This window comes from Kitasatospora griseola, from assembly GCF_014648555.1.
Taxonomy (GTDB): Bacteria; Actinomycetota; Actinomycetes; order Streptomycetales; family Streptomycetaceae; genus Kitasatospora; species Kitasatospora griseola.
The window spans coordinates 1-5880 of sequence record NZ_BMRI01000079.1; the positions used below are offsets into that span (position 1 = coordinate 1).

Consider the following 5880-nt stretch of genomic DNA (forward strand, 5'->3'; position numbering starts at 1 on the left):
AAGGCCGACGAACCCGCGACCAGCCCACCCCCGAACGAAAGCGCGAAACGGACACCACGTCACTTACCGCCCACTGACATCTCACGTCGCGACCCACTGACGTTCCGACGTCGTCCGACACGCGCTCGGGGCCGGCCGGGCCGCCGATCCCGTCCAGCACCACAACCACCCACCACACAGCAAGAGGGGCACAGACCAGTCGGGTCGCCCGGGGGAATCTCACCCCCGGGCTCCCACAGAACCGTGCGTAACGGTCTCCCGTTACACGGCTCTTGCCATCCTGGTCACCAGAACGTCGGAGTCCATGCCCAATGGGCGAAGAGCCTCGGGTACTGACGGACGATCCGTTGCCAGCACGCATGGGCCTTCTTGAACATCCGAAGCCGCTTGTACTTGTTGCGGACCCAGCGCATCAGGTAGGCGTTGATGCGCTGGAGGAGGGGATGCATCGCGGAGCGGTAGAACGCTCCGTAGTACTGCATCCAGCCCCGCACCATCGGGTTGATGCGACGGGCGAGGTCGACAACAGTGAGGTTGATCCGTCGGTGGAGCCGCCAGGAGCGGATCTCCGTACTGATCTTCTTCTGGGCGTCCTTGCTGATCGCGGGCAGGAAGCTGGTGAAGTTCACGCCCTTCCTGCTCCGCGCCTCGCGGGCTCGGAGCGTGAACCCCAGGAAGGTGAACGACGTGTGCTCGTACGAGCCCCGCCGGTTTCCGTCCTTGCAGTACACGATCCGGGTCTTGTCGGGGTGCAGGCGCAGCCCGACTTCCTCCATCCTGTTCGCGAGCGCCGCCAGCACGTGGCGGGCTTGGCTCTCGCTGGCGCAGTGCACGACCGCGTCGTCCGCATACCGTTCGAACTGGATGCCCGGGTAGTTCCGGGCGAGCCAGGTGTCGAACGCGTAGTGCATGAACAGGTTCGCCAGCACGGGCGAGACCGCCGACCCCTGCGGGGTGCCACGGTCTCGCTTCTGCAAGGTGCCGTCGGGCAGTTGAAGCGGGGCACGGAGCCACCGCTCGACGTACAACTTCACCCAAACGGCGTCGGTGTGAGCCTCCACAGCCTTGACGATGAGGTCCCACCGGACGCTGTCGAAGAACTTCTGGACATCGAGGTCGATCACCCAGTCTTTCTCCCAGCAGCGTTGCCGGCATCTTTCCACCGTGTCCAGCGCGGACCGGTTCGGCCGATATCCGTAGGAGTCCTCGTGGAATACAGGCTCCACGCGGATTCCCAGATGATTGGCCACCACGGTCTGCGCCACCCGGTCGGCGACAGTGGGAATGCCGAGCATTCTCGTGCCGCCGCCGTGCTGCTTCGGAATCTCCACCGCACGCACCGGAGGAGGAAAGTAGGTCCCAGACGACATGCGGTTCCAGATCTTGTACAGGTTACCCTGGAGATCCTTCTCGAAGTCGTCGATGGACTGCCCGTCCACACCCGATGCGCCCTTGTTCCTCTTGACCTGACGATACGCCTCCATTACTTCCCACTTCGAAATATCGAACGGCTTATCTGGTGACTTCAGCTTGTCCATCGGCTCCTCCCGGAGAACTTCCGGTTGACCAGACACACACAGCCACGGATGACCCGGCCCCTTCGCTCCACCTCCGTTACAGGGGCTTCAGCACTACTACGAGCCGGTCCGCCAGCACCCTTCGCGACGGTACTCAGCCCCTTGCGGTTCAGCCGCTTGGGGCGCTCCCTCTCGCCTCCCTCACGGGCGGCAGTGTCGAAGCATGCCTTCCCACGTTCCGTGCAAGACCAGCAGATCAGGCTCACGCCGCCTTCGTGCCGGACACCGCCTGGCCAATAGACGGGCACTCGCCAGGCTTATCCCGGACTCCATCCCATGTGCCCGGTTCCGATGTCACATAATTCCGTAACGACACTTCGTCAGTGGTTCACTTGCGTTCGTCTTCCTGATCCCCACCTGACGCCTGCAAGGCGCCTTTTCCACATCGCTCACCACGATCACGTCACCGCTCTCGCAGCATGTGGCGGTTTGAAGCCTCCCCCCGCAGGGCGACTCCGAAGGGCCAAACCTTCATCTCTCGCACAGCATTGCTTCCAGAACTTCCTACATGCAGTTCCTTTCACATTCGTGGCACACGGGATGTCAGAATTTCCGGCCCGCTCCACCAACCCTTCGACCTGGGCGGACACGGCAGTCGAGGCCGGAGTGGGGGGCTGACGTCAGGACCTGCATGAGGACCTACGTCAGGACCTGGGTGAGGAGTGGCCCTCAGCCCTGCGCGGCCGTCTGGCCGGTCAGGGCAACGAACTGCGCACTCAGCCGCTCCGCTTCGGCGCGCACCTCCAGGTCGGTGGGGCGTCGGCGAACGCTGAAGACCCGTTCGGAGTAACCGGCTTGAACGCTGCGTGACAGTACTGCTCGCTGGATAGGTTGCCCAGGCAGCAGTCCTCAACGTCTCAAAGCCTCTGGGAGAGACCATGCCTGACAACACGGCAGCACAGCAGACCACCGAAAACAGCAAGGGCCCGGCGCCGATCACCGTGCCGCCGGGGGCGTTCGCCACCGCCGACCTGCCGCCGGAGACGCCCGCCGCTGCCGAGGCCCGCGATCGGCTGCTGAACGCCATCGGCCAGCAGGCGCAGTCCGTCGCCGGCCTGGACCCGGAGCAGGCGGCCAAGGTGCTCGGGGAACTCGCCCGCAGCTACGCGCTGGTGACGCGGACCCGGTTCTACCAGCCGGTCGACTTCCTGTGGCAGCCCACCCTGTTCCAGCCGGTGGGGGGCATGGATCAGGTACAGCAGGCGTTCGCCCCTGGTACTGCCCAGCTCGGGTGAGCCTCGGTGGTGCCGGTGGCCTGTGGACAGAGCTGCGGCCGAACGCCGAGTTTCCACCGCGACGCAGGGGAGGCCCGGCATCTGCCGGGCCTCCCCTTGTTCAGCGGTTCTGCTCGGGGTCGGTGCCGGGCTCGAAGGCGACCGCGCCCGGGGTGTGGTGGTCGCGGAAGCCCTCGACCACCCGGGCGCCGCGCGCACCGAGGTGGGCGTAGTCGATCAGGCCGGGCCAGTCACCGGCGTCGACGAGGGTCCGGCAGGTCGGGCAGGCGTAGAAGCGGTCGCCGGAGGCCCAGGTGTAGGTGGGGAGCTCGATGAGGAACTCGGTGGTGGCGAAGTAGACGATCGCCCCGGGGCGCGAGCAGAAGTCGCAGGCCGGCACCGGCAACTTCGGGCCGATCCCGTACACAGGAGTGGAGAAGTCGTCGCTGCTCGGCATGCGCGGCATCCTACGCGTCCTGCGACGCCGTCAGGTCGTGAATGCGGGCCTGGCGGATGGTGCGGGCGGCCAGCTCCGGTGTGACGTGCAGAACGGCCTGCTGGGTGGCGGGGTCGCCGAGGAAGAACCCGTCGTGAACGGCGACCCAGCCGTCGCCGCCGTCCAGGCCGTGCTCGACCCACCCGACCTGGCGCCCCTCGCCGAGGACCACCATGACGTCCGGCTGCACCGTCCACCCGGCCAGCACCCAGCCGAAGCCGAACATCGACTCGTCGAGTGGGATGCGGACGTCCATGCCGGGGAGGGCAGCCGCCGAGGTCAGCGGCCGTACGGGGTTTCGCCCCGTACCGAACGTGACCGTTCCCGGCTGGCTGGTAGGCGGACTGCTACTGAACTGGGCCGGCCAGCGTTTCAATGGGCAGGGGTGGGCAGGTCTCCTCTTTCTGGGTGAGGTCCGCCAGTTCCTCCGGGGGTTCGGCCCCGTCCCGAACAGCCAGGACGTAGTCCCTTGCTCTCTGCGGGCTCAGGCGCGGGGCGTGCCTGCGCAGGTGGTGCATCGCTGCCACGATCCCGGCGGAGTGGACGAGCGCGCGAACGGAGGCGGCCAGCGGATCAGGTGGTCTGACACCCCTGATCTGCCGTAGGTAGAGCCCCTCCCAGTCCTCCATCCACGTGGTGGTGGGGACGTGGTGGATGCTGCCGTCCTCCACGTCCACCAGGTACGGGCCGCTGCCGACCAGATAGTCACGCACGTCGCGGGTGCGGACATACTCCACGGTGTTCCAGAAAACGGCCCAGCAGGCTGCATGCTCTTCCACGTAGTAGACGGCCAGGTCGTGAACCGGTCCTGCCCACACCCATGTCAGCCGTTCCTCGGCCAACAGCGCCTCGACGAGCTCGACGGCGCGTTCCTTGGAGATCACGCTCTCATCATCCGCCACCGGCCAACCGGGTTTCCGGCCGGATCGGTGCCGCGATCGCCGATGTCGGATGCCTGCCCGGCCAGCGCCGGACGGCGGCCAGCAGTTCCTCCGCCGGTCACCGTGACTGCGCGAGGCATCGCAGTGCCCTGACCTGCGGTGGGGAGCTCGGCTGGTTCGAAACTCACCAGCCTTGCGAGGCGGATCCCACCGGGTACGGGCAGAACTCACCGGCCGTGCGGAAGTGCGGTGCGCAGCCCCGAGGCGGGCACGATGAAGACAGGAGAAGGGCGAGGAGGCGGCGATGCGCACCCGGGACGTGGTGGTCGGTGAGACGTACGTCGCGAACATCCCGCAGCGGCTGCCCGCGCGGATCCGCGACGAGCATGCCGGGACCGCCGCCCAGTGGCAGGCCGGGATGCAGCTGCACCTCGCCCGCGGTCGGCGCATCACGGTGACCGTGACCGGCTTCGGCGAGGAACCGGACACGGTGGTCGTCGTCCGGGACGTCCCGGCCGGCCGCGTCACGCTGCGCCTGACCGCCGAGCAGGCCGCCGCCCTCGATCTCGCCGAGGGCCAGGAGTACGAGATCACCGGCATCGTCACCGACGCGGACGGGAACGCCATCGCGTTCCCCGGCACGATCGCCCACACCATCCCGGCCCGCTGGCTGCGCCCCCAGGACGAGCGCCTGGAACTCCACCCCAACACCGGCCACTTCCACCGCGCGCTGGTGTGCCGGGACGCGGACGGGATGACGCCGGCCGAGATCGACCGGGCGGCGGAGAAGGCGCTGGCGCAGCTCCACCATGTCCGGGGCCTGGCGCTGGAGGACCCGAATGTCGACCACTCGGTGCTCACCTCCGAGGTAGACCACCGGGAGTGGCTGCGGATCGCCGAACGGATGCGGACGGCCGGGCTCGCCGCCTACGATCCGCGGGTCGACCCGGACGCCGTGGAGCACCCGCCGCTGGTCCACTTCCGGCAGACCTGACCGGGCTGTCCCACCTTGTCTCAGGTCCGGCCGCAGAACGCCGCCATCTGGGGATATGGGGTGGGACCGTCCTAGCGAATCGGGGCATACCGGGCAGGGTGGGACAGGGGTGTCCCAGCCCAGCCTTGTCCCAGGCAGGCGGCAGCACGGCCGTCCTCTGACAGGTGATCTTGACCGTTTGCCAGGTGAGTTTGACCGCCCGGTTCAGCGGGTTCGTGGTCCGGATCTCGTCGGTGGGAGGGAAGGATAATGATCAATCTGGTTCCCTGTAGGGGTACAGGCGCGGTGTCGTCCCGGCTCGCACTCCTAGCGCTTGACTCTGTTGCGCACCGCCAACAGGGCGAGGATGAGCAGGATCGGCTCAAGGAACCGGGAGACCATCTCGATGTAGGTGCCGCTGGTGGTCAGTCCGTGCCCGCCAGAGCGGAAAACCACCGAGTTCAAAGCAGTTCGAGTCGCCCAATCAAGGCGTCGTACGGTGAACTTCGCACCGGGTGCGGCTCCTCCGGGCTCCTGAGGCGTGGTGCTCAGGCTGACGTTCTGCCCTGCTGTCACCGTGCCCTGTGTCTGCTGCGTCGGGCTCGGGTCCTGGGGCAACCCGAACTGCATCAGCAGGACCACAGTCAGCAACATCATCGCGACTAAAGGCTGTCTCGTAACTCACCTGGCAGCATTGGGGCACGTGCCCTGCCGGTCATCCGGCGAGGGCGAGGTTGTG

General features: G+C 67.1%; 7 protein-coding genes. 2 read left to right on the forward strand and 5 right to left on the reverse strand.

The window, feature by feature from the left end:
* Positions 1-284: 284 nt before the first annotated feature.
* Positions 285-1538, reverse strand: coding sequence for a group II intron reverse transcriptase/maturase (gene ltrA / locus IEZ12_RS36950; protein ID WP_189278762.1), 1254 nt, complete (start codon positions 1536-1538; stop codon positions 285-287).
* A gap of 917 nt (positions 1539-2455) precedes the next feature.
* Between ltrA and IEZ12_RS36955 the strand changes: the two genes are divergently transcribed.
* A complete protein-coding gene (locus IEZ12_RS36955) occupies positions 2456-2812 on the forward strand; it encodes a hypothetical protein (protein ID WP_189278774.1) in 357 nt (118 codons plus the stop codon).
* Positions 2813-2912: 100 nt separating this feature from the next.
* On the opposite strand, the gene IEZ12_RS36960 is transcribed toward IEZ12_RS36955, so the two are convergent.
* The 3 genes from IEZ12_RS36960 to IEZ12_RS36970 all read right to left on the reverse strand — a co-directional run bounded on the left by IEZ12_RS36960 (position 2913) and on the right by IEZ12_RS36970 (position 4171).
* Positions 2913-3248 carry a hypothetical protein gene (locus tag IEZ12_RS36960; protein WP_189278764.1) on the reverse strand — a complete coding sequence of 112 codons (336 nt, stop codon included), beginning with the start codon at positions 3246-3248 and terminating at the stop codon, positions 2913-2915.
* Between the two features lie 10 nt (positions 3249-3258).
* Positions 3259-3543 carry a hypothetical protein gene (locus IEZ12_RS36965; RefSeq protein WP_189278766.1) on the reverse strand — a complete coding sequence of 95 codons (285 nt, stop codon included), beginning with the start codon at positions 3541-3543 and terminating at the stop codon, positions 3259-3261.
* 91 nt (positions 3544-3634) lie between these two features.
* Entirely contained in the window at positions 3635-4171 is a 537-nt protein-coding gene (locus tag IEZ12_RS36970; RefSeq protein ID WP_189278768.1) for a YrhB domain-containing protein, read from the reverse strand.
* Between the two features lie 301 nt (positions 4172-4472).
* On the opposite strand from IEZ12_RS36970, the gene IEZ12_RS36975 reads away from it, so the two are divergent.
* Positions 4473-5162, forward strand: coding sequence for a hypothetical protein (locus tag IEZ12_RS36975; RefSeq protein ID WP_189278770.1), 690 nt, complete (start codon positions 4473-4475; stop codon positions 5160-5162).
* A 306-nt stretch (positions 5163-5468) separates the two neighbouring features.
* Here the strand turns inward: IEZ12_RS36975 and IEZ12_RS36980 are convergent, their stop codons facing one another.
* Positions 5469-5798, reverse strand: coding sequence for a hypothetical protein (locus IEZ12_RS36980; RefSeq protein ID WP_189278772.1), 330 nt, complete (start codon positions 5796-5798; stop codon positions 5469-5471).
* Positions 5799-5880: the final 82 nt, after the last annotated feature.

Bases quoted from the DNA above. Each gene is read 5' to 3' on its own strand.
- ltrA (WP_189278762.1), bottom strand. From the start codon at position 1,538: ATGGACAAGCTGAAGTCACCAGATAAGCCGTTCGATATTTCGAAGTGG.
- IEZ12_RS36955 (WP_189278774.1), top strand. From the start codon at position 2,456: ATGCCTGACAACACGGCAGCACAGCAGACCACCGAAAACAGCAAGGGC.
- IEZ12_RS36960 (WP_189278764.1), bottom strand. From the start codon at position 3,248: ATGCCGAGCAGCGACGACTTCTCCACTCCTGTGTACGGGATCGGCCCG.
- IEZ12_RS36965 (WP_189278766.1), bottom strand. From the start codon at position 3,543: ATGGACGTCCGCATCCCACTCGACGAGTCGATGTTCGGCTTCGGCTGG.
- IEZ12_RS36975 (WP_189278770.1), top strand. From the start codon at position 4,473: ATGCGCACCCGGGACGTGGTGGTCGGTGAGACGTACGTCGCGAACATC.
- IEZ12_RS36980 (WP_189278772.1), bottom strand. From the start codon at position 5,798: ATGATGTTGCTGACTGTGGTCCTGCTGATGCAGTTCGGGTTGCCCCAG.